At 71.6% G+C, this 26531-nt stretch carries 25 protein-coding genes, 1 tRNA gene and 2 pseudogenes; 6 read left to right on the top strand and 22 right to left on the bottom strand.

All coding sequences use genetic code 11. The features are described 5' to 3' along the window. Positions 1 to 18: 18 nt before the first annotated feature. A complete protein-coding gene (locus ACZ52R_RS01700; protein ID WP_465661476.1) occupies positions 19 to 975 on the bottom strand; it encodes an aldo/keto reductase in 957 nt (318 codons plus the stop codon). A gap of 154 nt (positions 976 to 1129) precedes the next feature. On the opposite strand from ACZ52R_RS01700, the gene ACZ52R_RS01695 reads away from it, so the two are divergent. Continuing rightward, positions 1130 to 1336, top strand: a complete 207-nt coding sequence (locus ACZ52R_RS01695; protein WP_360496496.1) for a hypothetical protein — start codon at positions 1130 to 1132, stop codon at positions 1334 to 1336. Positions 1337 to 1390: 54 nt separating this feature from the next. On the opposite strand, the gene ACZ52R_RS01690 is transcribed toward ACZ52R_RS01695, so the two are convergent. From ACZ52R_RS01690 to ACZ52R_RS01655, 8 genes and pseudogenes are all read right to left on the bottom strand, one after another. Next, complete coding sequence (locus tag ACZ52R_RS01690) at positions 1391 to 2383, bottom strand: endo alpha-1,4 polygalactosaminidase (RefSeq protein ID WP_465622316.1); 993 nt, start codon at positions 2381 to 2383, stop codon at positions 1391 to 1393. Positions 2384 to 2405: 22 nt separating this feature from the next. After that, entirely contained in the window at positions 2406 to 3101 is a 696-nt protein-coding gene (locus ACZ52R_RS01685; RefSeq protein ID WP_360496490.1) for a spherulation-specific family 4 protein, read from the bottom strand. Continuing rightward, the gene (locus tag ACZ52R_RS01680; protein WP_465622317.1) at positions 3098 to 4015 is read right to left on the bottom strand and encodes an NAD-dependent epimerase/dehydratase family protein; all 918 of its coding nucleotides are present in this window, start codon (positions 4013 to 4015) and stop codon (positions 3098 to 3100) included. The genes ACZ52R_RS01685 and ACZ52R_RS01680 overlap by 4 nt, the downstream gene beginning before the upstream one ends. Positions 4016 to 4140: 125 nt before the next feature. After that, positions 4141 to 4842: pseudogene (locus ACZ52R_RS01675) on the bottom strand (nucleotidyltransferase family protein); the annotation flags it as partial. A gap of 73 nt (positions 4843 to 4915) precedes the next feature. Then, positions 4916 to 5908, bottom strand: coding sequence for an SDR family NAD(P)-dependent oxidoreductase (locus ACZ52R_RS01670; RefSeq protein ID WP_465622319.1), 993 nt, complete (start codon positions 5906 to 5908; stop codon positions 4916 to 4918). 176 nt (positions 5909 to 6084) lie between these two features. Then, complete coding sequence (locus ACZ52R_RS01665; protein WP_360496481.1) at positions 6085 to 7611, bottom strand: hypothetical protein; 1527 nt, start codon at positions 7609 to 7611, stop codon at positions 6085 to 6087. Then, positions 7608 to 9122 (bottom strand): GT4 family glycosyltransferase PelF, encoded by a 1515-nt coding sequence (gene pelF, locus ACZ52R_RS01660; protein WP_465661474.1) that lies wholly within the window; start codon positions 9120 to 9122, stop codon positions 7608 to 7610. The genes ACZ52R_RS01665 and pelF overlap by 4 nt, the downstream gene beginning before the upstream one ends. Positions 9123 to 9234: 112 nt before the next feature. Next, positions 9235 to 11607: a hypothetical protein gene (locus ACZ52R_RS01655; RefSeq protein WP_465752484.1), complete on the bottom strand. Its 2373-nt coding sequence runs from the start codon at positions 11605 to 11607 to the stop codon at positions 9235 to 9237. Positions 11608 to 12023: 416 nt separating this feature from the next. On the opposite strand from ACZ52R_RS01655, the gene ACZ52R_RS01650 reads away from it, so the two are divergent. Then, entirely contained in the window at positions 12024 to 12905 is an 882-nt protein-coding gene (locus ACZ52R_RS01650; RefSeq protein ID WP_360496472.1) for a tyrosine-protein phosphatase, read from the top strand. 73 nt (positions 12906 to 12978) lie between these two features. On the opposite strand, the gene ACZ52R_RS01645 is transcribed toward ACZ52R_RS01650, so the two are convergent. The 5 genes from ACZ52R_RS01645 to ACZ52R_RS01625 form a co-directional block, all read right to left on the bottom strand. Then, positions 12979 to 13914, bottom strand: a complete 936-nt coding sequence (locus ACZ52R_RS01645) for an RNA polymerase sigma factor SigF (protein ID WP_360496469.1) — start codon at positions 13912 to 13914, stop codon at positions 12979 to 12981. Positions 13915 to 14058: 144 nt separating this feature from the next. Further along, a complete protein-coding gene (locus ACZ52R_RS01640; RefSeq protein WP_465622398.1) occupies positions 14059 to 14859 on the bottom strand; it encodes an RNA polymerase sigma factor SigF in 801 nt (266 codons plus the stop codon). Between the two features lie 395 nt (positions 14860 to 15254). Then, positions 15255 to 15548 (bottom strand): Dabb family protein, encoded by a 294-nt coding sequence (locus ACZ52R_RS01635; RefSeq protein WP_360496466.1) that lies wholly within the window; start codon positions 15546 to 15548, stop codon positions 15255 to 15257. Between the two features lie 180 nt (positions 15549 to 15728). Next, entirely contained in the window at positions 15729 to 15893 is a 165-nt protein-coding gene (locus tag ACZ52R_RS01630; RefSeq protein ID WP_465622326.1) for a hypothetical protein, read from the bottom strand. Positions 15894 to 16805: 912 nt separating this feature from the next. Further along, on the bottom strand, positions 16806 to 17276 hold the full coding sequence (locus ACZ52R_RS01625) for a hypothetical protein (RefSeq protein ID WP_465661472.1): 471 nt from the start codon (positions 17274 to 17276) through the stop codon (positions 16806 to 16808). A gap of 337 nt (positions 17277 to 17613) precedes the next feature. Here ACZ52R_RS01625 and ACZ52R_RS01620 point away from each other — a divergent pair. Beyond that, a pseudogene (locus tag ACZ52R_RS01620) lies at positions 17614 to 17832 on the top strand (site-specific integrase); the annotation flags it as partial. A 73-nt stretch (positions 17833 to 17905) separates the two neighbouring features. On the opposite strand, the gene ACZ52R_RS01615 reads toward ACZ52R_RS01620, so the two are convergent. The 4 genes from ACZ52R_RS01615 to ACZ52R_RS01600 form a co-directional block, all read right to left on the bottom strand. Further along, a tRNA-Ser gene (locus tag ACZ52R_RS01615) sits at positions 17906 to 17995 on the bottom strand. Between the two features lie 93 nt (positions 17996 to 18088). Next, entirely contained in the window at positions 18089 to 18616 is a 528-nt protein-coding gene (gene tadA, locus ACZ52R_RS01610; protein ID WP_396287917.1) for a tRNA adenosine(34) deaminase TadA, read from the bottom strand. Positions 18617 to 18642: 26 nt separating this feature from the next. Continuing rightward, a complete protein-coding gene (locus ACZ52R_RS01605) occupies positions 18643 to 19200 on the bottom strand; it encodes a tRNA adenosine deaminase-associated protein (RefSeq protein ID WP_360496463.1) in 558 nt (185 codons plus the stop codon). A 319-nt stretch (positions 19201 to 19519) separates the two neighbouring features. Next, positions 19520 to 19756 (bottom strand): hypothetical protein, encoded by a 237-nt coding sequence (locus ACZ52R_RS01600; protein WP_360496460.1) that lies wholly within the window; start codon positions 19754 to 19756, stop codon positions 19520 to 19522. 211 nt (positions 19757 to 19967) lie between these two features. On the opposite strand from ACZ52R_RS01600, the gene upp reads away from it, so the two are divergent. Beyond that, positions 19968 to 20603, top strand: a complete 636-nt coding sequence (gene upp, locus ACZ52R_RS01595) for a uracil phosphoribosyltransferase (RefSeq protein WP_360496457.1) — start codon at positions 19968 to 19970, stop codon at positions 20601 to 20603. Positions 20604 to 20691: 88 nt separating this feature from the next. On the opposite strand, the gene ACZ52R_RS01590 is transcribed toward upp, so the two are convergent. Beyond that, on the bottom strand, positions 20692 to 21381 hold the full coding sequence (locus ACZ52R_RS01590) for a LytR C-terminal domain-containing protein (protein ID WP_360496454.1): 690 nt from the start codon (positions 21379 to 21381) through the stop codon (positions 20692 to 20694). A gap of 266 nt (positions 21382 to 21647) precedes the next feature. After that, a complete protein-coding gene (locus ACZ52R_RS01585; protein ID WP_030061387.1) occupies positions 21648 to 21944 on the bottom strand; it encodes a type II toxin-antitoxin system VapB family antitoxin in 297 nt (98 codons plus the stop codon). Positions 21945 to 22167: 223 nt separating this feature from the next. On the opposite strand from ACZ52R_RS01585, the gene ACZ52R_RS01580 reads away from it, so the two are divergent. Next, the gene (locus tag ACZ52R_RS01580) at positions 22168 to 23754 is read left to right on the top strand and encodes a helicase HerA-like domain-containing protein (RefSeq protein WP_465752482.1); all 1587 of its coding nucleotides are present in this window, start codon (positions 22168 to 22170) and stop codon (positions 23752 to 23754) included. Positions 23755 to 23828: 74 nt separating this feature from the next. Here ACZ52R_RS01580 and ACZ52R_RS01575 read toward each other — a convergent pair whose 3' ends face one another. Both ACZ52R_RS01575 and ACZ52R_RS01570 read right to left on the bottom strand, forming a co-directional pair. Continuing rightward, positions 23829 to 24995: a hypothetical protein gene (locus ACZ52R_RS01575; RefSeq protein ID WP_465752480.1), complete on the bottom strand. Its 1167-nt coding sequence runs from the start codon at positions 24993 to 24995 to the stop codon at positions 23829 to 23831. 107 nt (positions 24996 to 25102) lie between these two features. Further along, complete coding sequence (locus ACZ52R_RS01570; protein ID WP_465752478.1) at positions 25103 to 25768, bottom strand: rhomboid family intramembrane serine protease; 666 nt, start codon at positions 25766 to 25768, stop codon at positions 25103 to 25105. An 84-nt stretch (positions 25769 to 25852) separates the two neighbouring features. Here ACZ52R_RS01570 and ACZ52R_RS01565 point away from each other — a divergent pair, with 84 nt between their 5' ends. Next, positions 25853 to 26371: a YbhB/YbcL family Raf kinase inhibitor-like protein gene (locus tag ACZ52R_RS01565; RefSeq protein ID WP_465752476.1), complete on the top strand. Its 519-nt coding sequence runs from the start codon at positions 25853 to 25855 to the stop codon at positions 26369 to 26371. Positions 26372 to 26531 lie beyond the last annotated feature (160 nt).

The raw sequence follows: 26531 nt of genomic DNA, 5'->3' as shown, positions 1-26531 counted from the left end.
GCGTGCGCGGGTCGGTGCTCAGGCGAGGGAGGCGGCGTCCAGCAGGGCGGTCTGCTCCGGGGTGAGCTTCAGCGTGGCGCCGGCCAGCAGCGGCGGGAGCTGCTCGACGGTGCGGGCGCTGGCGATCGGGGCGGCGACCGTCGGACGGGCGGTGAGCCAGGCCAGGGCGACGGTGGCGAGCTCGACCTCGTGCTCGGCGGCGACGGTGTCCAGCGCCTCCAACACCTTGGGCCCGCGCGGCTCGTCGAGGTAGCGGGCGGCGCCCTCGGCGCGGGCGCTGTCCACGCCCGCGCCGCCCGGGCGGTACTTGCCGGTCAGGAAGCCGGAGGCGAGCGCGTAGTACGGGACGGTGGCCAGACCGTGCTCGGCGACCACGTCGGCCAGCGGGCCCTCGAAGGTGTCGCGCGAGACCAGGTTGTAGTGCGGCTGGACGGCGACGTACTTCGCCAGTCCCTCGCGCTCGGCGAAGGCCAGCGCCTCGGACAGCCGCTCGGCGCCGATGTTGGAGGCGGCGACCGCGCGGACCTTGCCCTCGCGGACCAGCTCGTCCAGGGCGGTGACGAACTCCTCGACCGGGGTGTCGTCGTCCCGGTGGGTGTAGTACAGGTCGATCCGCTCGACGCCCAGGCGGCGCAGCGACGCCTCGGCCGAGGCCTTGATGTTGGCGGCGCCGAGGCCGCGCGCGTCGGGGTGCATGCCGACCTTGGTGGCGATCACCACGCCGTCGCGGTTGCCGCGGCTGCGCAGCCAGTTGCCGAGGACGGTCTCGGACTCGCCGCCGGTGTTGCCCGGGGCCCAGGCCGAGTAGACGTCGGCGGTGTCGACGAAGTTGCCGCCGGCGGCCGCGTAGGCGTCCAGGACCGCGAAGGACTGCTGCTCGTCGGCCGTCCAGCCGAAGACGTTCCCGCCGAGGGAGAGCGGGAAGACGGACAGGTCGGAGGTGCCGAGGCTCACCCGGCTGTGGTTTCCGGTCATGATCGCAGTCAACCCGATTCCGCAGTGGGGCATTCCGTGCGCCGGGTGGTGTTCACGAGCCTGTCGTACCACCGTCGCACGCCGGGGTGGTGCGCCGGCCGGGAAGGGGGTCCGGGCTGTGCCTGAGGTGGGCCGATTCGTTAGAGTCCCTGCCATGGCTGACAACGACTACGACCCCGCCGGCAGCACCCAGATGTTCCGGGCGTTCGTCGACGAGACCCCGGCACGCCAGGAGCCGGGCAACGTTTCCACCTACGGCCGCAGCACCAGCGGCGGCGGCAACCGTACCGGCGTGATCGCGCTGGTCGCCGTCGTCGTGCTGGCCGTGCTGGGCACCGTCATCTGGCTGGCGGTCAAGTGACCCTCGCGCGGGTGACCCTCGTCCGGGTCACCCGCGCGACGGGAGTGGAACACCTCAGCAGGGCTTGCGCCAGGCGTTCAGCTCGAGCTTCTTCTGCATCGAACTGAAGCCCAGCGACTTGGCCTTGGCGCAGAACTGGTCCGTGTCGAGCTTGTACTCGACATGGAAGACCGCCTTGCCCGCCTTGACGAAGGGTGCGACGCGGTCGCACTCGTCGAACTGCGAGCACTCCTCGTTGACCGCGAAGTCGAAGTCCGGCAGCAGCGCGGGGATCTGGTCTAGGTCGTTCTTCAGGCCGATGGCCAGGCCGCGTTCGTGCGCGAGCCGGGCCAGCATCCGGTTGTACTTGAGCTGGTCGTCGGGCGTCAGCGGGAAGCCGCTGTTCTGGTTGTAGGCCTCGATGGTGTCCGGCTCGATGGCGTCGAAGCCCTTGCTCTTGCACATGTCGAAGCGGGCGGCCATCAGCGGCTTCAGCTGGTCGAGCTTGCGGATGTCGAACCACTTCTCGCCCTTCCAGCCGGTGTCCGAGCCCTGGAGGGCCTTGGCGAAGGCGGTGGCGTCCGGGCGGAAGTTCTCCCAGGAGCCGGCGTTGAGGTAGCAGATCACCTTGCGGCCCTTGGCGTGCAGCGCGGCCACCACCGAGGCGTCGTTCTCGAAGCCGTCGATGTCGTAGACCGGGACGTCCACCGACTGGTCCACGGTGCCGCCGCCGAGCTGCCACTGCCAGGCCAGGCCCGGGGTGGGCTGCCAGCGGGCGCCGGTCGGCGGCGGGGCGGTGGTGCCGGGCGGGGTGGTGCCCGGGGGAGTGCTGCCGCTCGGCGTGCCCGGGGTCGCGCTCGTGGCGGGGTCGCTGGGCGTGCCGTCGGGGGTGCCCGGGTCGGTGGTGCCGGGGGTGCCCGGGGCGGTGGCCGCGGGCGGGGTGCTCGGGGAGCCGTCGGCCGAGTCGCCGTCGTCCTCCGAGCCGGAGCTGCTGCACGAGGTGGCCAGCAGGGCGGTGGCGGTGGCGAGGGCCAGGGCGGCCGGCAGGAGCCGGGTGCGGCGGTTCACGGTAGTCGAACTCCGGATCGGGTCAGGTCAGTTCAGCAGCGGTCAGACCGTACGGCAGAGTGCGCCAGGGGTTCTCCCCGGCGCCGGGGACGGCGCAGCCGACACCGGCCCGACGGGCGGCGATCAGGGCGGTGGCGTCCTGGGCGTGCTCGGACGGGACGTCGTAGACCAGGTGGCAGAAGCGGGAGGCCGCGTGCCGGCCGGTCCACAGCGGTTGCGTCATCGCGCGGTAGGTGTCCCAGTCCCCCTCGAAGGTGACCAGCAGGTCGGCCAGGCCGACCTCGGCGTAGCCCGGGTCGGGGTGCTCGCCGTGGCCGAAGATCACGGTGCCGCAGCCGGCCGCGCGGGCCGCCGTGGCCAGCCGCCGGTAGTGCGCCAACGCGCCCGGGTGGGTGGTCACCTGGTCGAGGTAGACGCCGGTGATGCCATGTCGCTGGCGGTACGTCAGGATGTCCGCGACCACGGCCGCGTGGGACCTGTGGCCGTAGTCGGTGTCGGTGTACCCGACCAACGGCAGTCCCGCCGCGCGGAGTTCTTCGGCAGCCTCGGCGAAGACGTTGTCCGGGACCTCGCCCGGGCCGTCGGCGAGGTTGAGCACGACGGCGGCGATCCGGTCGGGGTCGGCGGCGGCGACCGCCTGCCAGGCCGCCGGGTCCACCGCGGGGTGGACGTACAGCGGCACCAGCAGGCGGCCGTCGGGGTGGTGCCCGGTGGTCATGCGACCACCGGGGTCGGCGTGGGCTCGGCGGTGCTGAGCCACAGGTCGCGCAGGGTGTCGGCGAGGTCCGTCTCCGGGTGCCAGCCGAGCTCCCGGGCGGCGGCCGAGACGTCGGCCTGCTGCCAGGAGACCGCGGCCGAACGCTCGGAGCCGGCCCCGCTCTCGTCGATCCGGCCGGTGAAACCGGCCGCGGCGACCAGGCCGTCGGCGATCGCCCGGACCTGCTTGGCCTGCCCGGAGGCGAGGTTGAGCACCCGGGGGAGCGGACGGTCGGCCGCGACCGCCAGGCCGACCGCCTCGGCGACGTCCCGGGCGTCGACGAAGTCGCGGTAGGCGGAGAGGTCGCCGACCGTGACCACGCCGTCGGTGCCCTCGGGCGCCACCCGGCGCAGCTCGGCGGCCAGCCGGCCGGGCAGCGAGCCCGCCGGTGCGCCGGGGCCGACCGGGTTGAACACCCGCAGCACGACGGCGTCCAGCGGCGAGCCGGCCACCGCGAGGGAGCCGGCCAGCTTGGTCGCGCCGTACACGCCGACCGGGCGGGCGTCGGCGTCCTCGGGCAGCGAGCTGCCCTGTGCGCAGACGCCGTACTCGCCGGCCGAACCGATGTGCACCAGGCGGGCCTTCGGGACGCCGAGCTGCAGCGCCTCGCAGAGCACCGCCGGGCCGCGGGCGTTCACCTCGGCGAGCTTGACCGCGCTGCCGGCCACCGCGCCGGCGAAGTTGACCACCGCGTCGGGGGCCAGCGCGGCCAGTTCCTCGCCGAGCGGGCCGGCCTGGGCGGTGGCCAGGTCCAGCCGAAGGTCGTGAGTGGACCGCCGGCCCGCGGTCAGCACGGTGGCACCGGGCAGCGACCGCAGGACGGTGGTGGCGTGACGGCCCAGGAAGCCGTCGCCGCCGAGGAGCAGGATTCTCACGCGGCCCGTCCGTCGCTCTCGGCGCCCGCGGCGGCGGGCTCGTCGGACGTGTCGTCCGGGGCGGTGCGGGCGGCCGGGAGCGGCAGCTCCGCCACGCCCGGCACGACGCCGACCGACTCGAAGGGCATCAGGACCGGGCGGATGGTCGAGAACTCGGCGTTGGCCCGGTCGTAGTCGTCCGGGCGGCCGATGTCGAGCCAGTAGCCGCCGAAGTCGTACGCGGCCGGCGGGGTCTTGGCGGCCAGCAGGTCCAGCACCAGCTCGTCGAAGCCCAGCGGCAGGCCGGGGGTGTACTTGGCGAGCGCCGAGCGCGAGACGCCGTACACGCCCATCGAGACGCGGTAGTCGATGCTGGGCTTCTCCTGGAAGCCGGTGATGGTGCCGGAGTCGGTGGTCAGCACGCCGAAGTCGATCTTGACCTGGCGGGCGTAGGTGGCGATGGTCAGCGGGGCACCGGACGTCTCGTGGTGCTTGAGCACCCCGGCGAAGTCCAGGTCGGTGAGGATGTCGCCGTTCATCACCAGGAAGTGCTCGGGCAGGCGGTCCTGCATGGTGAGCAGCGGGCCCATGGTGCCGAGCGGGCTGTCCTCGACGGCGTAGCCGACCCGCAGGCCCCACTGGGAGCCGTTGCCGACGTAGGCGCGGATGATGTGGCCGAGGTGGCCGATGGCCAGGGTGACGGTCTTGAAGCCCGCGGCGGCGAGCTGGCGCATCACGATCTCCAGGATCGCGTGCTGGTCGCCGATCGGAACGAGCGGCTTGGGAAGCGCGGTGGTGTACGGGCGGAGGCGGACGCCCTTGCCGCCGGCCAGGATCACTGCGTGCATGGTTTTTCCCCCACGGAAAGGATGTGCAGGCCACGAACCTTGGTTACCAGGACGAACATGATCGTGAAGGCGGTCAGACGTTGTAGATGTCGGTCTTGTAGCGAGCCAGGTTGGCCGGGTCGCGGAAGAACTCGATGGTCTGCTCCAGGCCCTGCTCCAGGCTGAACTGCGGGGCCCAGCCAGTGGCCTTGCGCAGCCGGGTCGCGTCCGCGACCAGGCGCATGACCTCGGAGTTGGTCGGACGGATGCGCTGCTCGTCCTCCTTCACCACCAGGTCGACGCCCATCAGCTTGCCGACCAGGGTGACCAGGTCGCCGACCGAGATCTCGCCGCCGGTGCCGGCGTTGAAGGTGCGGCCGACCACCGTCTCGGCGGGCGCGGTGCCCACCGTGCGGAAGGCGTTGGCGGTGTCCTTGACGAACGTGAAGTCGCGGGTCGGGCGCAGGTCGCCCAGGGTGATCTCGGTCTGGCCGGCCGCGACCTGCGCGATCACGGTCGGGATGACGGCGCGCATCGACTGGCGCGGGCCGAAGGTGTTGAACGGGCGCAGGGTGACGACCGGGGTCTCGAAGCTGGCGTGGTAGCTGTCCGCCAGCCGGTCCCCGCCGGCCTTGGAGGCGGCGTACGGGGACTGGGTGTTGATCGGGTGGTCCTCGGTGATCGGCACGGTCTGCGCGGTGCCGTAGGTCTCGCTCGTGGAGGTGTGCACCAGGCGCGGGATCTCCAGGTGGCGCACCGCCTCCAGCACGTTCAGGGTGCCGGTGACGTTGGTGTCCACGTACGAGTGGGGAGCGCGGTAGGAGTACGGGATCGCGATCAGGGCGGCCAGGTGGTAGACCGCCTCGGTGCCCTTGACCAGGCCGTTGACCGAGCCCGGGTCCCGGACGTCGCCGAGGATGATCTCGACCGAGTCCAGCACCTCCTCGGACAGGGTCTCCAGCCACCCGAAGGAGGAGAAGGAGTTGTACTGGACCATCGCGCGGACGTGGTGCCCGTCGGCGACCAGGGTCTCGACGAGGTGGGAGCCGATGAAGCCCTCGGCTCCGGTAACCGCGACGCTGCTCATGCGGGGTTCGCTTTCTCGATCTGCCGGGGCGGCCGGACGCTCTGTGGTGGTCGGCCGCCGGTGGCCCGGTGGGTGTCTCAGGTGAAGCGGGTACAGCGGTGCACGCGAAGGAGGCGTGCGGGATATTCGATGTGGATCAGAACTGGTTCGGATGTGGTGCGGGTGGTGCGGGTGGATCAGCGGTGCTGGGTGGTGCGGCCGAGCGCGGGCCCGGCGATGGCGGTGAGGAGGACGGCGGCCGCCCCGCAGCCGGTCAGCTGCAGGACGATCGGATCCACACCGGTCAGCAACCCGGCGCTCTCGGCACCCGCGGCGGCCAGACAGATGAGGGCGGTGCTCCAGCTGAACCCGAAGGCGTTCAGCAGCAGCGCCAGCCAGAGCGAGCCGCCGAGGAGCAGCATCGCGCCGAGCTGCGGCACGCCGAGCGCGGGAGCGCCGGGCCACAGCACGGTCGCGGCGGCGTCCAGCGCGGCCACGGTGGTGAGGTAGATGAACAGGCAGCCGAGCAGGATCCCGCCGGTGCGGCGGGTGAACTGGCCGCTCGTGTGGCTGATGCGCAACGCGGCCACCGCCATCGCCCGGTAGCGGAAGAGCAGCCACTCGGCGAGACCGAGACTGAGCGTCAGCGCGATCATGGCCGGGCCGGTCGGGGTGGTCGACGTCGCCTGCGTGGCGTGGCCGCCGGTCTGCACGGCCTGGTGGATGGTCGTGCCCAGGCCGGCGATCAACGTGAGCGCGCCGCAGGCCAGGCCGAACAGCAGGTGCGGGACCTCCTGGCGGAGCGGCAGCTTCAGCGACACGGACTCGCGTTCACCGCCGCGGACACAGACCAGCAGCTCCCGGACGGCCAGCCCGGTGGCCAGCACCACCGAGGCGAGCAGCACGACCGTACGGACCACCTGCGGGACGTCCGCCGCCAGCACCACGCCCGCGCCGACCGAAGCCGGCGCCAGCGCCAGCAGCAGGAACTTCTCCCGGCCGAGCACCAGCAGCACGGTGGCCGCGCCCAGGTAGCAGGACTGCCCGGCGGCGAAGCACAGCGCCCCGAGCGGCCCGCCCACCACGTACGCGGCGGCGGCCGCGATCAGCGCGCCGAGCGGTGCGCCGACGGTCAGGCAGACCGCGGCCTCCCGACGGCGCAGCCGGCCCAGCCAGCGGTACGCGCGGTGCGCCAGGGCCTGGTTGAAGCCCCAGCTGACCAGCGTGGCGATCGACAGCGCGAGCATGCCCGAGGGCAGGCCGAAACGCATCCGGGCGGTCGCGAACAGGTTGGCGCCGAGCAGGTAGCCGAGGCCGGGCAGGGCGAACACCAGGCCGCGCACGACGCAGCGCCAGGGGTCGGCCCGCCAGGGATTGGCGAACTCGGAGCTCTGGCCGGGGTAGCGGCGCGGGACCTTCTCGAACAGCTCCTCGGCGACGGTGAACGCGTCGGGGCGGCCGTACAGCAGGGCCGCCTGCTCGTCCGAGAGGCCGTCGGACTCCAGGATGGCCGCGATCTCGTACGGGTGGACGGCGTCGGCGCAGATGTCCCGCAGACGCTCGGCGAGTTCGTCCAGCGGGTCCGCGGAGAGGCCGAGCTGCTCCTCGGGCCCGGGCTCGGGCTCGGTCGGGGCGGGACGGCGGAGCTTGAGCGGCAGCGTGCGCAGCTGCATCGTCCGCTCGGAACCGCCCTCGTCCGGAACAAGACGCAAAGGACCGCTCATGCGCCCACCTCGCTCGGCTCGGGCCGGGCGGTGGCCAGCTGCTCGTCCCAGTCGGGGCTGGGGGCCTGGTCGGTGACGGCCACCATGCCGCCGGGCATCCAGCGGGCGGTGCCCAGGAGCTCGGTGTAGATGCCGCGGAAGCCGTCGATGTTCTGGCGCAGCGTGAACTGTTCGATCACCCGCAGTCGGGCTCCTTCGCCGAGCCGGGCGCGCCGTTCGGCGTCGCGCAGCAGCTCGATCGCGGCGGCCGCCATCGGCTCGGGCTCGCGCGGCGGGACGACCAGGCCGGTGTCGCCGACGGCCTCGCGGACGCCGCCGACGTCGGTGGAGACGGTCGCGCGGCCGCAGGACATCGCTTCGATCAGGGTGAACGGGAAGCCCTCGCTGATGCTGGAGAGCATGACCACGTTGCCCGCCGCGTAGGCGTCGGTGATGTCGGCGACGCGGCCTTCGAAGGCCACCGAGTCGGCTATGCCGAGTTCGGCGGCCAGGGTTATGCAGCCGTCCCGGTAGGCCTCGCCGCCCTTGGGCGTGCCCCCGAAGAGCCGCAGCCGCGCCTCGGGGATCTCGCGGTGGACGATGGCGAAGGCCCGGATCAGCGTCTCCAGGTCCTTGATCGGGTCGACCCGGCCGGCCCAGCTGAGGGTCGGGGTCTCGGGTTCGGGGCCGGCGGGCGGGAAGGCCGCCGGGTCCACCCCGTTGTAGACGGTGCGGATGTGCGCGGACGGCGTGCCGCCGCGCTCCTCCCAGCGCCGGTTGTACCGGTTGCCGGGGGTGACCAGCGCGGCCACCCGGTAGCTCTCCTCGGCGAGCATCCGGTAGAAGCCGAGCAGCAGCGCCTTGACCGGCCAGCGGTACGGGCCGGTGCGGTAGCCGAGGTAGCGCTCGCGCAGGTAGATGCCGTGCTCGGTGAGCAGAAACGGTACGCCGTACTGCTGGGCGGCGATCAGCCCGGGCAGGGTGGCGAGGCCGCCGCTGGCCGCGTGCGCGACGCCGTCCTTCGGCGGCTCGACCGAGAGCGGCCGCAGGGCGTGCTCCAGCAGGTCGGTCGCGTTCAGGGCGTCGTGCAGGGTGGGCCGGGAGACGGCGGTGGGCAGGTAGTCCCGGGTCCACACGTGCTGGAGGGTACGGAGCGCACGCTCGCTGCGCAGCGCCGGGCTGAGCAGCCCGCGCCGGGCGAGGTCGGCGAAGCCGTACAGCTCGGTGCCGAAGTGCGTGGTGTAGACCGGATCGAGGATGGAGTGCAGGAAGCGCTCGTACGCGTTGAGGAAGCGCCGCATCTCCTTGCCGCGGGGCGGCCTGGCCTCGGAGGCCGGGCCCCACAGTGGAGCGGTCGTGACCGACTTGACGTTGGCGGGCAATTCCCAGGCCAGTGCTTCGTGGCCGGTCCCGGTGACGGCGATGACGTCGAAGTCGACGTCCGGCATGCCCTGAACGAGCTGGTCGCACCAGACACTCACGCCGCCGTGCTGGTGCGGATACGTCCCCTCGGTGAGCAGGGTGACGCGCATCTCCTGTCCCCCCTCCTGTTCTTGCGTCGGTTCCGGCCTGGGTGGCCGGAACGGGCGCCGTGGCGGGGTCGGGCCGGTTGTCCGGTCCGACCCCGTCAGCGGCTGGTACGGGTTACCGGTTGCCGGAGCGTCCGGTGGTGCTGATCGGCGTGGCCGTCCCCCCAGAGGCCTTGCCGTTCTTCGCCGCGGTCTTGTCGCCGCGGCCGTTCTGGCCCTTGTCGCCGTGACCGTTGTTATCAGCGGTCACGCCCTTGCCGGGCACCGGGGCCCCGCTGCCCGGCACCAGGGACGGGGCCGGCTTGCGGGTGGTGTCGCTCGGGCCCACCGGGACCGGGGTGGCGACGCCCTGCGGGACGACCGTCTTGTCCGCCGGCGCCGGGGCCGGGACGGACTTGGCGGCGACGCTCGGCGCGACGGGCGCCGGGGCGGCCGGGGCGGACGGCAGCTGCAGGGTGATGTTGCTCTGCAGGGCGCCCGGGGACACCCAGCCGGAGAGCGTACCGGCATAGGACGAACCGAAGGCGGTCGATCCGATGGCCAGCTTCTGAGCGGTTCCGGTCGGCATGGTGGCCTGGACCTGAACGCCGGCCGGCGCGTTGACCGTGACGGTGTTGCCGACCCGGTAGGCGGTGATCTGGCCGGCGGCGAGGGCCGTGTTCCAGGCCGCGCGCTTCTGGAACTCCTGGCCGATCTCGCGCTCGCCGAGGTTCACGATCGGGGTGTTGGCGGCGTACAGCGACCGGTAGGTCCCGAGGATCTTCTCCAGCACCGGGTAGAGGATCTTGTCCTCGGACAGGTTCGACTGGTGGATGAAATGCGGCCGCGGGTCGTTGTTCAGCACGTGGCCGAGGTCGATCCGGGCCTCCAGCGGCACGATGTACGACTGGTAGCCGGTGTTGACGTCCAGCGGCGCCGACAGGCAGGTCGAGTTGGCGTTGTTCTCGCAGACGCCGCTGCCGCCGTTGGCCTTGCTGGTGTAGATCCAGTTGTACTCGTCGGCCTCCTCCTTCGCCGTGCCGGCGTTGTAGAAGACGTTCATCGGGTACCGCGGCACGGTCAGCGTGGAGGAGCCGACGGCCCGCTGGGCGGGCTCGCGCGAGGCGTCGCTGCCGGTGAACTTGATGCCGTTCGCGGCCAGCGCCGGAGCCAGGTACGGGTTGTCGCTGGTCTCCTGCGGGGCGGTCAGCAGGCCGGAGTGCTCGCCGGTGACCAAGGCCTGCGGGTCGGGCTTCAGACCGTTCGCCGTGGCCCAGTCGAAGTTGTTCTTGATCTGGGTGGAGATGGTGTTCTGGTCGACCCAGACCGTGCCGCCCGAGGCGTTCTTGGTGCAGACCCACGGCACCACCGAGACGTCCTGGACGCAGCCCAGGTACGGGTGGGTGTACGTGTGGTTGACCCAGCGGTAGCTGTTCTGGTCGGCGATCATCTGGTTCGCTGTCGGGTCCACGGTGGTCGCGTGGTCGGCCTTCCAGTCCTCGCTGCCGCCACCGTTGAACACCATGTCGAGGGTGAAGTTGTTGGCGGTCTGCCACTGCTTGAGGTACTGCGCGTCGGCCTGGGTCATCCGGATCGGGTTGGCGGTGTCCGGGGTGCCGGGCGGGCAGGTGACGTCGCCGGGGGTGCACTTCAGCACGGTGTCCCAGCGGTCGTCGGCCAGGAAGACGTCGTCCACGTGGGCCGCGAAGTAGTTGCGGTCGTAGCCGAGGTGGACGCCCTGGGTGATCCAGTCGACCATGCCGCGGGCCAGCAGGCGGTACTGCTGCTGGTACTGGTTGTAGACGAAGGTGACGACCAGCTCCTTGCGGCCGTCGTGGGTGTACTCGCCGACCAGGGACCCGCGCGAGGTGGTGCTGGGGATCGGGGCGTCGACCAGCGGGACGAAGGAGGCACCGGCCGGGAGGTTGGCGAGCGGGGCCGCCAGGTAGCCGTAGCTCTCACTGACGCTCGGGTCGTTGTCCTCGAACGGGACACTGCCCTTGAGGTACCCGAACGGTCCCGAAGTTCCGGCCGAGGTGGTGGCGCCCTGGAATCCGTCGAGAGTACCGACGAAACCGGGATTCTGAGCGTAGTTCAGCCCCACCGCCGGACTGGCCCACGTGTACGCGTCGATCTGGCGGATGTTGAAAGCGGCTTCGTAGCTCGCGATGGCCGTCATCTCGGCGACACTGTTGGGGAAGGGGTTTTCGTTGGGCAGCACGATGCCCTGGAACTTCCCCCGGGGCTGACCGTTCACCGTGTCACTCAGGAAAGCGGAGTTGATGACGGGACGGTTGGGGTCATTGAGGCTGATGACCTTGTACGGCGTGCCCTGGCTCTTCAGCTCTGCGGTGATGGCCGCGACCGAGGGGCCGCCGTCGTCGACGACCAGGATGGTGAGGTCGATCCTGGGCGGCGTGGTGTCGCCAAAGGCCAGGGTGGTCTGCAGGCCGCTGGCCAGCAGAACTGCCGCCGCGCACGCGGCGACTCTTCGGGTCGCTCGACCCATGGTTGATCCTCCCCTTGGGCCAGGCGTCGCGCTGCTCGGCGCTCGCCTGCCCGTGTAGCTGTTCGCGGGCAGCAGGCTGCCCGGGGCCCATCCTGGTCGAGGGTCGGCCGTGCGAGGGACCAAAAGGGCGAGAGTGCAGCGAACCTGTTACCAACGTTCATGGCGATGCCATGAAGGCGCTGATTGTGACCGGAACTGTACCGGTGGCGCAAATAATGAATTGAAAATGAAAAACCGGAAGCTGAGCGCTACACGTGGTTACCGACGGTGCGGCTCGTCGGTGCGGGCGCGACACCTACACTGTCGTCGTTGCGCATGACACTCTTGCACATCTTGCCGATCCAATGGGCAGGTTCATGCAATATCGGGCACCGCTGTGCCATGTGACAGTCCGAATATGCAATGGGGGCGCCCGTATGGCCGATCAGCAGACCGAGTCCGGGAGAATCGGGGGCGCACGGATATCGGCGTCGGAACCGGCCGGAACCGAGCTGGTCGGCCGCAGTCTCGGGCTGCGCGGCGCGGTCAACGCGCGTGATCTGGGCGGGTACCGGACCGCCGACGGGCGGACGCTGCGGTGCGGGGTGGCCCTGCGCAGCGATGGCCTGAACCACGTCACCGCCGAAGACCTGGGCCCGCTCGGCGCGTTGGGCCTGCGCCGGGTGGTGGACCTGCGCAGCATGGACGAGATCCGCGACGCCGGCCAGGATCGCCTCCCCGGAGGCGTCATGTTGCATCAACTGCCGTTGCTGGCAAAGGACTTCGACATCTATCTGATGATCAGGGGAGCCCTGGCCGACCCCAGCCCGCAGCGGCAGCGCGCGCTGCTCGGCGAGGGCCGGGCGAGCGCGACGATGGCCGGCCTCTACCGCTGGTTCGTCACGAACCCGGTGGCACGCGAGCGCTTCGCCGCCCTGCTGCGCCTCCTGGCCGCCCCGGACGGGCCGCCGCTGCTGTTCCACTGCTCGGCCGGCAAGGACCGTACGGGATGGGCGGCAGCGCTCCTGCTGACCGCCCTCGGGGTGGACCGCGAGACCGTCGTCGCCGACTACCTGCTCACCAACGAGCGCTCCGCCGCGGTCGTCGACCGGGTGCTGGACGACTTCGCCGCCCGCGGCCTGATGCGCGAACCCGAACTCCTCCTGCCGGTCTTCCGGGCCGACCGCGCCTACCTGGACGCGGCCTTCGCGGAGGTCGAGGCCGGCTGGGGCGGCTTCGACCCGTTCTGGCGGGAGGGGCTCGGGCTGGACGACGACGTGCTGGCCGGACTGCGCGTCAACCTGCTGGACGGCAGCTGAAGTCGAGCAGCTGAAGTCGAGGGAGCGGCTCGGCCCTCGCTCGAAGTCGGGGGACGGGCTCAGCTCCCGCTGATCAGCCCTCGCTGATCAGACCCTCGCGGAGCTGGGTGAGCGTCCGGGTGAGCAGCCGGGAGACGTGCATCTGCGAGATGCCGATCTCCTCGCCGATCTGCGACTGGGTGAGGTTGCCGAAGAACCGCAGCATGATGATCCGCCGCTCGCGCGGCGGCAGCTTGGCCAGCAGCGGCTTCAGCGACTCCCGGTACTCCACGCCCTCCAGCGCGAGGTCCTCGTAGCCCAGCCGGTCGGCCAGCGGCCCGTCGCCGTCGTCCTCGCCGGAGCCGGAGTCGAGCGAGCTGGCGGTGTACGCGTTGCCGACCGCGAGGCCCTCGACCACGTCCTCCTCGCTGACGCCCAGGCAGACGGCCAGCTCGGCGACGGTGGGGGAGCGGTCCAGTCGCTGGGACAGCTCGTCGCCGGCCTTGGTGAGCGCCAGCCGCAGCTCCTGGAGCCGCCGCGGCACCCGGACCGACCAGCTGGTGTCCCGGAAGAAGCGCTTGATCTCGCCGACCACGGTGGGCATCGCGAAGGTGGGGAACTCCACCCCGCGCTCCGGGTCGAAGCGGTCGATCGCCTTGATCAGGCCGATGGTGCCGACCTGGACGATGTCCTCCATCGGCTCGTTGCGGCTGCGGAAACGCGCGGAGGCGTACCGGACCAGCGGCAGGTTGAGCTCGATCAGGGTGTCGCGGACGTAGGTGTGCTCCTCGCTGCCGGGCTCCAGTGCGGCCAGCCGCAGGAACAGCGAGCGGGAGAGCGTCCGGGTGTCCAGCCCTGCGCCGGGCGGTGCCTCGGGTGCCGGGTCGGCGCCGAGCGGCGTCTTTGGTGCGGCGTCGGGGCCGGGCGGCTCGACGGACTCGACCCGCTGCCGCGGGACCAGGGCCTCGGCGACGGCAGTGCCGTTGGCCTGACCAGCGTGGATCTCCGCAGTGCCCAGCTCTCCGGACATGCACCCACCCCCTCGTGACTGTCACTTGAACGGGGGCCCTCGCGCGGAGGTTCCCGGCGGGGCCCTCCCCCCTCCATACCGGAACACGGTGCACGGCAAACCCGAACGTCGCAAGATGTCACACGGGGGTAACGCGCTGCAATCTCATTCTTCCCAGGAGTTGCCGGTCCGAAGCCGGGTGAGGATCCGCGAGAGCAGCCGCGAGACGTGCATCTGGGACATCCCCAGCTCGGTGCTGATCTGGGACTGGGTGAGGTTGGCGAAGAACCGCAGCATCACGATCCGGCGCTCCCGCTCGGGGAGTTGGACCAGCAGGTGGCGGACCATGTCGCGGTGCTCGACCTCGGCCAGCGCGGAGTCCTCGTAGCCGAGCCGGTCGAGCAGGGCGAGCCCGCCCTCGTGCTCCTGGGCGGCCTCGAGGGAAGCCGCGTTGTAGGCCCGCCCGGCGTCCAGGCAGGCCCGGACGTCCTCCTCGGGGATCCGCAGGCTGGCGGCGATCTCCGGCACCTTGGGCGCCCGCCCGTGCAGCACCGTCAGTTCCTCCATCGCGCCGCTGACCTGGACCCACAGCTCCTGGAGCCGGCGCGGGACGTGCATGGTGCGGACGTTGTCCCGGAAGTAGCGCTTGATCTCGCCCAGGATGGTGGGCAGCGCGTAGGTGGGGAACTGGACGCCGCGCTCGGGGTCGAAGCGGTCGATCGCGTTGATCAGGCCGATGGTGCCGACCTGGACGACGTCCTCCATCGGCTCGCTGCGGCTGCGGAAGCGGGTGGCCGCGTAGCGCACCAGCGGGATGTTCACCTCGATCAGCGCGGCCCGGACCCGCTCCCGCTCGGGGGCGTCCGGGGGCAGCTCGGTGAGCCGCTCGAACAGCACCCGGGTCAGCGTCCGGACGTCCACGGCGGGCCGGCCGCCGGGGCCGCCGCGCAGGCCGTCCGGGCGCAGCTCGCCGGCCGGGCTGATGATCGCAGCCAGAACCTCGTCCACGGACACGTCACCCCTCCCATAGTCGACAACGGCGGCGGGCCCTGCGGATCGGGTGTCGCGGCTGGTTCACCACCTCGCCATGTCCGGCAAAACCGGTCATAGCATCACAAGGTGGGCACAGGTCGGGCAAGCACCCGGTGGAGGTGTGTTGGTCGGGTGTTCAACCTTTACCGGGTCCAGCGGTGAAGCGCCGCAAGGGTCGTTCCGGGACAGAGCACGGCGCCCCGTCCGGAGGTCGGACGGGGCGCTGCGGGCCGTCCGAGGGAAGGACGGGGACGGACTCCGGGCGGGAGCGGGCCGGGATCGGTTCGCGATCGGGCCGGGACCGGGCCGGGATCGGGTCGGACGGGGGCTCAGACCTCGATGTCGGCGATCACCCAGGTCGCGAACTCGCGCCACTGGCCCGCCGCGGCCTGGTGGGCCGGGTGGGTCAGGTAGGCCTGCAGGGCGGTGCGGTCCTCGACCAGGCTGTTGATCGCATAGTCGTACGCGATGTCCCGCTCGGTGGTGTTCCAGCCGCAATCCCACTCGCGCAGCTCGGGGATGACCGCGCCGAGTTCGGAGAACGCCTTGGCGCCGGCGAGCGCGCGCTCGTCGTCCTTGCTGACGCCTTCGTTGAGCTTGAACAGAACCAGGTGCCGGATCACGATTGCCGCTCCTCGCGGACGGGGGGTGAGGGTCCCGCCCACCGTAGCCGGTGTGCCGAGGTCGGTGGACGGCCGTCCGCCACCCGGGCGCGGGCCACCTGCCCGGGCCGGTCCACTCGAGCGGCGGTCCGCTCGGTCGGCCCGATCTACCTGGTCAGCCTGGTCACCCGGTCACCCGGTCTACCTGATCAGCCCGGTCATGAAGGTGCCGACCGCCTTGGCCGCGTTCGAGATGCCCTCGAACCCCAGCTGGACGAGTTCGGCGGACCGGGCCGGCGACGTGATGATCGAGTAGAGCACGAAGACGAGCAGGAGGACCATGCCGATCTTCTTCGCCTGCGCCATCGGGTGACCTTCCTCCCAGCTGTGGGCCGCCGTCGTTCGGTCCCCGAGCGGCCTGCAGGGGGCAGCTTATCCACCCGGACGGGCTATCAAGTGTGTGACGCGTTCGGCCGGCGGGACGAAGGTCCCCGCGAGTGGGGCCTTTCTCCGGGTGCCCGGCCGCGACCCGGGCGGCAGGATGGATGACGTACCGAGGATCTGGCAGGAATCCCCGGTACGTGGATCCGGAGCTCCCCGCTGTGGGACCGGCCGCCGCGGCTTCCCCCCGACGCGGTGCCGGTTGTGGGACTCCGTCGGGGGAGCGGTCAGTCCCCCCGAGCCGCTCCCCCTCCAGGCTCCGTACGAGCCGGGTGTCGGTGGTCGTCGGCCCGGTGTGCGGAGCCATTTCCATGTCAGAGGGCGGACACGTCCGAGGGTGCGTCCGTCCGAGGGCGCGCGGAAACGCCGAGGGCCCGTCCGGATCGGACGGGCCCTCGGGCTTTCTGGCGGTAGCGGTGGGATTCGAACCCACGGTGGAGTTGCCCCCACACACGCTTTCGAGTTCTGAGGTGGCGATCAAGGGCCTTGGTCGCCGCCCTGGTGAAGGCCGTCCCACCTCGTTCCCGCCGGTTTCCTGAACTGTGGCGAACTCTGGCGACCGGGGATGAACGAGACGAGAACTGAGACGAGAATCGTGGCCCGACCAGCGCCCCCACTACGAGTCATTCCGAAGTGATCGTGATCAGCTTGTCGATGGGCAAGGGGCCATTCGGGGGTGTGCTGCTGATCAGTGGACATGCAGGCCTCCCGCGCCAAGGCGGGCTTCGCATCCCCTGAGAAGCCGGCGAAGTAGATGACGCTCGCCGCGCAATGGAGGCCGGAGCTGGTGCTGCGTGTCCCGGGTCGCTTACGACAGCTGCCGAATCGCTCCGGGGTTCAACTCAGCTGGTCGCGCACGAGATCAAGGAATGCCTGTCGGCTCGGACGGATGTGCGCCCAGACCTTCTCGTCCTGCGGATCTTCCGGATCTTCGGGACCCTTCCTGATCACCTCCTGCACTGCCCACGCGAGGCTGCGTGCCGCTTCGCCGACCTCGGATGCGCACAGTACATGGATCGTCTTCTGCATCACCCACACCCTGTCAAGGACCTGCCGTGCCCGGGCCTGCCACTGCTCGTCAGCCAGGTTGTGGTGATACCGATCCACCGCGACTCGTTCAGCTTCCTGCACCGCAGACAGAAATTCGATGAGGTGAGTAAGCCGCTCGTTGCGGCGCGCCTCGGCACGTTCACGAGCACTGCGGCGCGCCTCGCCGCGTTCCAAGGCGCGTCCTGCCGAGCGCTGGGCCAGCATCGACATGAGCCCGCCGAGCAGGACGCCGATGAGCGGCGCAAGCGTTGTCCACACAACGTCCGACTATGACATCGATGGCGTGAACACGGTACGGGGTTCGGGCAATCTCGGGCGGGGGCCGGGACGCGGCCAGGTCGTCGCCGCCTTCGACAACGGCGGGCAGCAGACGGCGGAAGATCTGAGATCTTCGCGCTGCCCCTGGTCGCTCTTGGCCACAGCGCGGACCGGGAGATCCAGCACGGGCGGCCATGGCTGCGACGTCCGGTCTCGGTGGCGCGCTGGCCTACGGCGTCGCTGTCTGGCCTCCCACTTGCGGCCCGAGAAGAATGCGCCATGCGCCTACGGGTTCCCCCTGCTGAGCGCGTTCAGGTGCTCAAGGTACGTCTGCGTAGCCGCGACGGTCCTCCTGCTGCTCGGCGTGAGCGAGCGCGCGGTGATGGCCACCATGGGCTGGTCGTCCACCGCCATGGCCGCGAGGTACCAGCACATGGTGGATCCGATCCGCCGGGACATCGCCAAGCGGGTCGGCGGGCTGCTCTGGCAGTCGGCGGAGGCCCGCGCCGAGGCTGAGCCGGACGCCTCCGAGCAGGGCCCCGAAATGGGCAAGTGAGACGGAAACTGAGACGACGAACGAACGAAGCCCCGTCCGGATCCCGGGCGGGGCTTTCGTTTTTACTGCTCAGTGGCGGTAGCGGTGGGATTCGAACCCACGGTGGAGTTGCCCCCACACACGCTTTCGAGGCGTGCTCCTTTGGCCGCTCGGACACGCTACCGAGGGGAACTCTACCGGACGGGTGGCTCAGGGACGAAATCCTTCTCGGAGGGCTGTCGGCGGGCGCCGGGAGGGTGTTCGGCCGGGAGGGGGTTCAGCGGTGGGTGTCGAAGAACGCCCGCAGCTGCTCGCCGCACTCCTCGGCGAGGACGCCCCAGATCACCTCGGGGCGGTGGTTGAGCCGGCGGTCGCGCATCACGTCGAAGAGCGAGCCGGCCGCGCCGGCCTTCTCGTCGAGGGCGCCGTAGACCACCCGGTCGATCCGCGAGAGCACGATGGCGCCGGCGCACATCGTGCACGGCTCCAGGGTGACGACCAGGGTGCAGCCGGAGAGCCGCCATTCTCCGATCTTGGCGGCTGCCTGCCGGATCGCGACCACCTCGGCGTGCGCCGTCGGGTCGCCGACCGCCTCGCGCTCGTTGTGGCCGCGTCCGATCACCTCGCCGTCCGGGCCCAGGACGAGCGCCCCGACCGGGACGTCCCCGGTGGCCGGCGCCAGGGCGGCCTCGGCCATGGCGAGGCGCATCGGCGCCGACCAGCGGTCGCGGACCGGGTCGGGGCGGACGGGGGCGGGCAACGGGGGGACGTACGGGACGGGCTGCGCGGTGGATGCGGGCTGCATGGCATCCAGTGTCGGGTATCCGGCCGCTACCGGACGGCCTCCAGGACCTCACCGCAGCCCAGGGCCTCGGCGATCTGCTCCAGTGCGTCGCCCGGCACCGCGCCCTCGCCGCTGAGGGAGAGCAGTTCGTCGGAGGCCAGGCCGAACTCGGTGAGCAGGTGGGCGTCGCCCAGCGGGCCGACCGGGACGCCGCCGTGCGGCTCGGCGTCCTCGTCGTCCAGGTCCTGGGTCTCCTCGTCCTCGTCCAGCAGGTGGTCCAGGTCGCCGAACTCGCTCTCGCCGGCCTGGTCGACCAGTTCGTCGGTGAGGACGGAGCCGTAGGAGCTGCGGGCGGCGGCGGCGCCGTCCGACACGAAGATCCGCGGGTCGTCCTCACCGTCCACGCGGACGATGGCGAACCAGGAGTCCTCCTGTTCGATGAAGATCAGGACGCTGTCGTCGTCCTGCGTGGAGTCGCGGGCCAGGTCGGCCAGATCGGCCAGGGATTCGACGGTGTCGAGCTCGGTCTCGCTCACATCCCACCCGTCCTCGGAGCGAGCAAGCACTGCAGCGAAGTACGCCACCAGGGACACTCCCAAGATCATCGGTCTCGGCTGTCGGCGCGCTCGGGCAACGCGGAAAACTGGCCGCCCCCGCGCCAGAGGCGGCCCGCTTGTTCGGACCGTCCCCTCGGAATCGTGACAGAAAGCCCGCCCTTGCGGGGGGTGTTCGGCAGCGCGTCTTTGCAGGTCGTGTCGGAAGGGCCGGGCCGCGGAGGGCGGAGTCGCGCCGGGGCGGTCCGAAGCCGGTCGAAATTTGCTCCGAACGCCCGCCGGGGCCGATCGCGGCCTGCCGTGGGGCCAGCCGTGGGGCCAGCCGTGGAGCGCGCCGTGGACCTCGCCGCGGACCCCGCCCGGAGGCCCGTCAGATCCGGAAAGTTCGCATCCGCATGGCCTCGCGCATCCGCCGTTCCTTGGTCCGCCGGGGCTGGACCCGCTCCCGCAGTTCGCGCGCCTCGGTGAGCTCGCGCAGGAAGACGGCCCGCCGCTTGCGGCGCTCCGCCTCGGTCTCCGGAGGGTCGTGCGGCGGGCCCGGGCTCGGACCCGCCCCGCCGACGGGCTCGCCCGCCGAGCCGTCCCCGGCCTTCGGGTTGCTCGTCATAAGACGTGACATTCCCAGAACGGCCCGGTTGATACCACAGCAGACGCATCCGTCCGGACATTCGCCCTGCGTCACGGCGTGTCACGGCGGGGTGACCCGGCCCGTCGCCCGGTCCGTCAGCCGGCTCGTCACCCGGCCCGTCACCAGGTCCGATGCCCCGGCCGGGCACGGCGTGTCGTACAGGCGTCCAGACCCGGGCTAACCTCGGTACATGCGTCTCCACGTCGTCGACCACCCCCTGGTCGCCCACAAGCTCTCCACCCTGCGCGACGAGCGCACCGACTCGCCGACCTTCCGTCGCCTGACCGACGAGCTGGTGACCCTCCTCGCCTACGAGGCCACCCGGGACGTCCGCACCGACGAGGTGGAGATCACCACGCCCGTGGCGGTCACCCACGGCACCCGGCTCAGCTACCCGCGCCCGCTGGTGGTGCCAATCCTGCGGGCCGGTCTGGGCATGCTGGACGGGATGACCCGCCTGCTGCCGACCGCCGAGGTGGGCTTCCTCGGCATGGTGCGTAACGAGGAGACCCTGGAGGCCTCCACCTACGCCACCCGGATGCCGGACGACCTCTCCGGCCGCCAGGTCTACGTGCTCGACCCGATGCTGGCCACCGGCGGCACCCTGGTCGCCGCGATCAAGATGCTGATCGAGCGCGGCGCCACCGACGTCACCGCCGTGGTGCTGCTGGCCGCCCCCGAGGGCGTCGAGCTGATGCAGCGGGAGCTGGCGGACCTGCCGGTCACCGTGGTCACCGCCGCCCTGGACGAGCGGCTCAACGAGAACGGCTACATCGTTCCCGGCCTCGGCGACGCGGGCGACCGGCTGTACGGCACCGCGGGCTGAGCCCCTCAGGAACAGCAGGAACAGAACGACGAGGGCCCTCCGGCGTGCTGCCGGAGGGCCCTTCCGTTCGTGCCGTTCGTACCGGGTGTCAGCAACTGCCGTTCGCGGTCGGGGTGGGGGAGGGCTTGGTGGCCAGGGCGAGGGCGGCGGCCGCCTGGGTCTCGTCCAGCAGGGCGTTGTAGCTGTCGCCGATCACGAAGTCCACGCTGGTGTCGGTGCGGGCGTCGGCGGTGACGGTGGCTCCGGCGATCTGCGAGCCGACCAGGGTGCCGGCTCCGGCGCCGGTCGGGCCGGCGATCACCTGGGCGGTGCCGGGCACCTTCTTGTCCAGCTCGGCCGGGGCGTTGCCGACCTTGCCGATGGTGAAGCCGCGCTTCTTGAACTCCTCGGCGGTCCGCCCGGCCAGACCGGCCTTGGTGGTGGCGTTGTAGATGTTCACGGTGACCGTGGCGGGCTGCGGGACGGCGTGCGGGTCGCCCTGGGCGGCGGCGGGCGCGCCGGAGGCGGCGGGGGCGCCCGGGGTGGCGCCCGGCGTGGGGGCGGCCAGCGGCTTGCCGGACGCGGTCGCGCAGGCCTGGGCGGAGGAGTTCTTGTTCCTGCCCGTGAAGATGTCGTACAGCTGCAGGCCGCCGAGGGCGATCAGGGCCAGGGCGAGCAGACCGGCGAGTGCGGCGATCACCTTGCGGCTCTTCTTCGGGGGCCGGCCAAGCCGTGGGTAGGAGTTGCCGGTGATGCGGTACTGCTTCCCCTTGAGGCCTTGGGGAGTCAACATGCTCATGGTTTGTCTCCCCCTTGTACCGGGGCGGGGTCGGGATGACGGTCGGCCGGGTAGGGGCATCTCCCGGTGCGGGCGGATTCCCTGGTCGCGGCCGTAGTCAGCAGCGTAGTGCCGTACAGCTGCGAAGGTACTAAACGATCATCATCTGGAGTACCCCGGTACCCGAAAGGGGGTACCGGGCACACGTGGACCGCCCTCCGCCGGGGTGGCGAGGGGGCGGTCGGGAAGCCTGCGGTGGATGCGACGAGCCCGGTGCCGGCGGCCCGTCACTCCATTTCGAGGACGCGGGCGTGCAGCACCTGGCGCTGCTGCAGCGCGGCCCGTACGGCCCGGTGCAGCCCGTCCTCCAGGTAGAGGTCGCCGTGCCACTTCACCACGTGGGCGAAGAGGTCCCCGTAGAAGGTCGAGTCCTCGGCCAGCAGGGTTTCGAGGTCGAGTTGGCCCTTGGTGGTCACCAGCTGGTCGAGCCGCACCGGACGCGGGGCGACGTCAGCCCACTGTCGGGTGCTCGTCCGGCCGTGATCCGGGTACGGCCGCCCATTGCCGATGCGCTTGAAGATCACACGGAAAGCCTACCGTTTGGGCGGCGAATGGCGCAGCAGCCGCGACGGCGCCACGCGCGCCGGTGTGAACTGCGGGTGGATGAATGCGGCTGTTTGATGGGAAATGTCGCGAACATCGGCCCGGTACCGATCGGGTCCGGTTCCGGCGCCGAAGCGTTCCGACGCGTTTTGATGCGTTCCGACGCGTTGCGACGCGTTCCGATCCGCCCAGGAGTGTGCACCGATGTCCTCCGCCCCCACCCCCCAGGCCGTCCGGGAGATCGCCGACGGGTACGCCTTCACCGGGCCCGCCCTCGACCTCGGTGCGGTGCTGCTGGACGGCACCGTCTACGCGGACGCCCAGGTGCGCATCCCGCTGGGCGTGCTCAACCGGCACGGACTGGTCGCCGGGGCCACCGGCACCGGCAAGACCAAGACCCTGCAGCTGATCGCCGAGCAACTCTCCGGACAGGGCGTGCCGGTGTTCCTGGCCGACATCAAGGGGGACGTCTCCGGCGTCGCCGCGCCCGGCACGCCGAGCGAGCGCACCAGCGCCCGGGCCGCCGAGGTCGGCCAGCAGTGGGCCGCGCAGGGCTGCCCGGCCGAGTTCTACTCGCTCGGCGGGCAGGGCGCGGGCATCCCGATCCGGGCCACCGTCACCAGCTTCGGACCGCTGCTGCTGTCCAAGGTGCTCGACCTGAACGAGACCCAGGAGTCCTCGCTCAGCCTGGTGTTCCACTACGCCGACAGCAAGGGTCTGGAACTCTACGACCTCAAGGACCTGACCGCGGTGATCGCCTTCCTCGCCTCGCCCGAGGGCAAGGAGGAGCTGAAGACCATCGGCGGCCTCTCGGCGGCCACCGCCGGGGTGATCCTGCGCGCGCTCACCGTGCTGGAGAACGAGGGCGCCGGGGCGTTCTTCGGCGAGCCCGAGTTCGACACCGCCGAACTGCTGCGGACCGCGTCGGACGGCCGGGGCGTGGTCTCGGTGCTGGAACTGCCCGCCGTGCAGGACCGGCCGCGGCTGTTCTCCACCTTCCTGATGTGGATGCTCGCCGACCTCTACCAGGAGCTGCCCGAGGTCGGCGACCTCGACAAGCCCGAACTGGTGTTCTTCTTCGACGAGGCGCACCTGCTGTTCAAGGGCGCCTCCAAGGCCTTCCTGGAGGCGATCACCCAGACCGTGCGGCTGATCAGGTCCAAGGGCATCGGCATCTTCTTCGTGACCCAGACGCCACGGGACGTCCCGTCCGACGTGCTGGCGCAGTTGGGCAACCGGGTGCAGCACGCGCTGCGCGCCTTCACCCCGGACGACGCCAAGGCGCTCAAGGCCACCGTCTCGACCTTCCCGCACTCCTCGTACGACCTCGGCGAGGTGCTGACCTCGCTCGGCACCGGCGAGGCGGTGGTGACCGTCCTGTCCGAGAAGGGCGCGCCGACACCCGTCGCGGCGACCAGGCTGCGGGCGCCGCAGTCGCTGATGGGGCCGATCGAGGCGGAGGCGCTGCGGACGGCCGTGGACGCCTCGCCGCTGACGGCGCGCTACCGGGACGCGATCGACCGGGAGTCGGCGTACGAGAAGCTGGCGGCGCGGGCACCCCGGCCGGAGGCGGTGCCGACTCCGGTGCCGACTCCGGTGCCGACGGAGGGGGCCCCGGAGCCGGCTTCGGAGCGGCGGGAGTCCCGGGAGGCGCAGAAGGAAGGTGTGGGCGGGCTGCTCGGGTCGCTGCTGAGCAATCCGACGGTGAAGTCCTTCGCGCGCTCGGCCGGACGGCAGCTCGGGCAGGAGATCTCGCGCAGCCTGTTCGGGACGTCCAAGCGGCGGCGGTGACGCCCCGGCCGGAGTGGACGGATGGCGGTGGGGACGGCGGTGACGGCGGTGGCGGCGACGGTGGTGGCGGTGGTTCAGCCGGAGAGCGCGGCGCCGATCCGGTCCAGGGAGGACAGGCGCATCAGGCCGTAGTGGTAGAACTCGACCTCGGGGACGCCGAGTTCGCGCAGGGTGGCGATCTTGGCGGCGAGGTTCTCCGGGCCGTCGCAGTCGGAGGACATCGGGCGCAGGATCACCGCCATGTCCCGTGGGCGGACACCGTGCAGAGCGAAGGCGGCGATCTTCTCCCGGACGGCCTCCGGCGTCCTGGCGTAGCCGAGCGTCTCGATCTGGTCGGCGGCCCTGGCGAGGGCGGACAGGTCGATCCCGGAGAGCCAGCCCTTTCCGGGGCCGCCGCCGTCCATGAAGCTCAGCCGCATGCCGTGGCGCCGGGCCTGCTCGGACAGGTCGGCGGCCAGCGAGGTGACGGTGGCGGCGGAGGCGTCCACGTACGCGGCGAAGGCGCCGTCGGCGAGGGCGCTCAGGTCGGCGGGCTCGGCGGCGGCGGACTCGTCGGCCAGCCGGCGACGCACTTCGGCGCGGACGGCCCCGGCCGCCTCCTCGGCCGGGACGCCGGCGGCGGTGGCGGCGGCGCGGCAGTGCGGGCAGAAGCAGACCCCGAGCAGGGCCTCGGCGGTCGGGCCCAGCTCCTCGAAGTAGCGCTCGTGGTGGTAGCCGTGGCGCAGCCCGTGGAAGTGCAGCGACTCGGCGCGGATCGCGTCCACGCCGTACCGGGCCAGCTCGGCGACCAGGGTCAGCGCGTACGCGCGGACCTCCGGGTGGGCCGGGCAGAGCTCGGTGAGGTGGCGGTCGCCGAAGGCGTTGGCCGGGGCGCAGTCGGGGTGGGCGAAGCCGAGCCGGTCGTTGTGGCAGAACACCGTCCAGGCGTGCAGCTTCAGCCCCCGGCGGCGGGCCTCGTCGGCGGCCTCGGCGAAGGGGTCGCGCCCGCCGATGGCGGTGGAGGGCGTGGGCGCCAGGCGGCGGCCCCGCCAGGCAGCCGGGTCGGGACGGAAGTACGCCGCGCCCGGCTCCAGGTAGCGGACCACCCGGTGGGGGTTGTGCGGGAAGACGTCGCGGGCCCCGTGGTAGACCGAGGCGAGGGTGACGCCGCCGACCCCGGCGCGGTCGGTGAGGTTGCCGAAGAAGGTGTCGGCGCCCTCGTCGAGCAGGTCGGTGGCGAAGGCGAGGACGGACGACTCCACGGTGCGGCTCCGGGGCTGGGGGCAGGTGCGCTGTTCACGCCGCTGTTCACGCTAGCCGCAGGGGTGGGGTTGGTCTAGACCTGACCGGGGGAGTCGCGGAGGGGGCCTCAGAGGCCGAGGTCGTCCAGTTCCTTGAGCAGGGCGGACCTGGAGTCGGCCGGGGCGCCGGGCTTCGCGGCGGGCGCGGGCTTCGGCTGCGCCGCCCGGTTGCGGAGCAGGACGGCGGCGGCCAGTCCGCCGATCAGCCCGCCCAGGTGGCCCAGCCAGCTGATGTGCTCGTCGAGCGGCAGCACGCCGAGCAGCAGGCTCGAGTAGAGGACGGCGACCACGATGCCGACCACCGCGTCCAGCACCTTGCGGTCGAGGACCCCGCGCAGCACCACGTAGCCGAGGTAGCCGTAGACCATGCCGCTCGCGCCGACCGTCACGGTGTTCGGGCGCTCCAGCAGCCAGATCGTCAGCCCGCCGGACACCGTGATCACGAGGCTGGCCAACAGGAACGTCCGCAGGCCGCGGTAGGCGGCCAGGAAGCCGAGCACGAACAGCGGCCAGGAGTTGGCCTCGATGTGATCCCAGCTGCCGTGCAGGAACGGCATGGTGAACATCTCGGGCAGATCGCCCAACTGCCCGGTGCGCAGGCCGTAGTCCCTCGACAGCCCGTAGTCGTTCAGCCAGTTCACCACCTGTACCGACCAGATGACGACCTGGAGTCCGAGCATCGTGAACAGCGCGCGGCGAGAGTCCGAGAACAACTGGGCGATTTTGGCGGCCATACGTCGACTCTAGGGGCGGCCGGATCGGACGTGCACCCCATTACAGTGACTCGTGTCATTCCGATCGTGAGAGGTGACCACCCCATGAGCAAGCGCCCGCCGCTGCCGTACGAGTTCCTGCCGCAGGTACCGTCCTTCGGACTGAGCAGTCAGGACTTCACCGAAGGCGGCACGCTGGCCCGGGAGTTCATCCACGCCGGCGGCAACCTCTCGCCGCAGCTGGCCTGGTCGGGCCTGCCGGCGGGCACCCGGAGCATCGCCGTCACCTGCTACGACCCCGACGCGCCCACCGGCTCCGGCTGGTGGCACTGGCTCGCCCTCAACCTGCCCGCCGACACCGCCGAACTGCCGCGCGGCGCCGGCGCCTCGGACGGCAGCCTGCCCGGCGCGGCCTCCTTCCACGGCCGCAACGACTTCCCGGGCAACAAGTACGACGGTGCCGCCCCGCCGCCCGGTGCCCCGCACCGCTACGTCTTCGCCGTGCACGCCCTGGACGTGGAGAAGCTGGACGTCGCCGCCGACACCCCGCCGGCGCAGGTCGGCTTCCACATCACCTTCCACACCCTCGGCCGGGCGCTGCTGACCGGTGAGTACGGGGTCTGAGCATGGCCGCCGGCCGATCGTCCGGTCGAGGTCCGGCGGCTGCCCGAGGCCGAGTGGCGGGCCGGCCGCCGGGCCCTGACCTGCCCGGTCGACCCGGACGGGGAGCCGGCCGTCGAGCCGAGGAGCTGACGGACGGATGGGCGCGCAACGGTCCGGCCCC

Source organism: Kitasatospora sp. NPDC034023, assembly GCF_055575795.1.
This window is presented reverse-complemented; position numbering and strand designations above follow the sequence as displayed.